This is a genomic window from Paenibacillus sp. P4_A7 (assembly GCF_056402455.1).
Genome location: NZ_JBFUHJ010000665.1, coordinates 1 through 2,184, shown reverse-complemented (window position 1 = coordinate 2,184; position 2,184 = coordinate 1). Strand labels below are relative to the sequence as shown.

Here is a 2,184-nt window from a genome sequence, read left to right as displayed (position 1 = left end):
GGGCTGCATGATATTGATTGAATTGTTCCCTGTCTTCGATTAGAAAATATGATCTTACGGGCCCGTCAACACGACCGTTGACGTTTTCTGAGGAGACCTTTTCTAAGTAAATGGAATACTTTTTGCTAATCGGCGTAACTCTTTGACCATTCACATTTTCTACACACAGTGTAGTCATTTCAACCCAATCCCCTTGTGTATGCTCGTCCACATAACTAAGTCCCAAGAACTCCTGGTACCAGCGAACCGAGGCGTCCAGGTCGGATACGCCAATCCGAATAAAACCGCTAGTGTACCTTGGAGCATCATCGGAGAGTTCAGGTGCTTCAATTGCGGTCAGTCTTGTTCCTTCAGCAGTCGCCCAAAAATCAAAGTATCGTCGATTCATCGGCCCATCGTATATTTCAGAAACGCGCACGTTATTCTGCTTTAGATATGTATGTTCTTTGTTCAAATGTTTCGTGTAAAAACACCTACGAATATTGGGGTCAATGCCTCGCTCCGCAAATAGATGCACAAGTCGTTTGGATGTGATAATCGAGTGTAAGTTGAACATGTCAGTATAAAAAGTCATCATTTCGCTTTGACTGTTTGAGTCAAATCGAAAGTGTTCCTTGTCGGCTCTCACGCTCGGTATCAGTCCTAGATATCTTTCAAACCAGTCGATCGATAACTCATGATTATCCCATATCGTGTCAATCGATTCGCCATCATAAGCAAGTTGAGGAATTTTCATAGTTGCTAAGCCCCCTCATTTTCACATTTGAATGCCACACACATTATAATGAAATATCCCAAATAAGGAATGCTAATTTTCCGCTATACTACCCGTTAGTTTTAACCCCCGAGTCATTATCCCGAAATAAGTTCTTTATTTACAATGCCTCCACCGACTGTAATTTGATAGCCGTTAAGATCACGGAATGCAAACTCGCTCCAATGATTTGTGTAATTCGGCTCTCTAACGATGGTTATATTTTTTCCCATAATTTCTTGAGCTATCAAATCAACTGCATTCGTATAACAATATACATCAAAATATTGTTCCTCGTATCTGGAACTGATTGGTTTCACCTCATCTTCTTGTTTAGCTTCAACAAGAATGAGAGTCAGTTTACCTCTCGAAACATGGTGGTGAAGTACTTTGTCACCGATCACTTCATAATTGAAGCCTAAATCGGAATAAAACTGAACGGTTTGTTCCAAACTTTTGACTAACAAGACGAAAGAAGAACCATCGATAATAATCTCTGACATAGTAGACACTCCCTAATATGGATTATTTTAATCAAGATTGTCTTCGCCTTAAACCCAAAGGCTTAATGGATCTGCCAGCATCATTAAGCGGCAGCTCCATGTAGTAATTGTATTCAGCTTTTGTTCTTCGTTAGTTATAAGATTACGGTTGCCATATTTCCAATAGATTCCCATCTGGATCACAAAATCTAAAGTTTGGTCCACAAGGTCTGTTTTCCGGAATTTCGGTTACGATGTTCACTCCGTTTTTCTTGAAACGATCGTACATTTCTTGAATACGAGGATTAATGAAACAAGCTACGGGTTGTCGATAACCATCGCCATACGTATAACCGTAACTCCCGGCTGCTTCCGTTGCAGTACCCAGAAATAGAGCTGGTACCACACTCCTAAGACCGGCTTCATCGAAATTTCCATTTTGATCGGGAAATCTCAAGATAGCTATTTCCATCCCAGGTTTAACTGGATTGTTGGGATTTGTGTTTTGACACCCTAAATTTTTTTGATACCATTTAGCAGACTCGTAAACATTACTCACCGGAATATACATACACGTGATGCCTGTTATGTCCTCCAGTCTTTCCTCCACTTTGATTTCCTCATTCGATTGCATAACCCATTTCCCCCTTCTCATTTCACATTAGTCTTCCTTACGTGGTTGTGTAGGTAATAGATATTCATTTAGCTATGAGTGCACTACATGTAATATTTTTTCAACTACAACATCTGTTAAGAAATCACGATTATCTTCATCGAGCATGATGATTTCTACTCCAGGAAGCTTTTTAATTTTGTCTATTTCGGATGACTATCTACTGGAATTGTACCCAGAACAATTTGATTATTTTCAGAAATTATTTTGGAAATCAATTGTTGAAATGGAGTGGATAACATTTGCATAAATCCAATCTCATCGATAACTAATAC

4 protein-coding genes are annotated in these 2,184 nt (G+C 39.3%); all 4 read right to left on the bottom strand.

Annotated elements, in window-relative coordinates; translation table 11 throughout:
* Window positions 1-736 (bottom strand): VOC family protein (locus AC1DWN_RS32665; RefSeq protein WP_477562999.1); only part of this gene is annotated, 736 nt, incomplete at its 3' end.
* 116 nt (window positions 737-852) lie between these two features.
* Window positions 853-1,257, bottom strand: coding sequence for a VOC family protein (locus tag AC1DWN_RS32660; RefSeq protein WP_477562998.1), 405 nt, complete (start codon window positions 1,255-1,257; stop codon window positions 853-855).
* 142 nt (window positions 1,258-1,399) lie between these two features.
* Window positions 1,400-1,870 (bottom strand): VOC family protein, encoded by a 471-nt coding sequence (locus AC1DWN_RS32655; RefSeq protein WP_477562997.1) that lies wholly within the window; start codon window positions 1,868-1,870, stop codon window positions 1,400-1,402.
* 182 nt (window positions 1,871-2,052) lie between these two features.
* Complete coding sequence (locus tag AC1DWN_RS32650) at window positions 2,053-2,175, bottom strand: nucleoside-triphosphatase (protein WP_477563000.1); 123 nt, start codon at window positions 2,173-2,175, stop codon at window positions 2,053-2,055.
* Window positions 2,176-2,184 lie beyond the last annotated feature (9 nt).

What these genes read in the sequence shown, in the direction of transcription:
- AC1DWN_RS32655 (WP_477562997.1), bottom strand. Translation starts at nt 1,870, where the DNA reads ATGCAATCGAATGAGGAAATCAAAGTGGAGGAAAGACTGGAGGACATA.
- AC1DWN_RS32660 (WP_477562998.1), bottom strand. Translation starts at nt 1,257, where the DNA reads ATGTCAGAGATTATTATCGATGGTTCTTCTTTCGTCTTGTTAGTCAAA.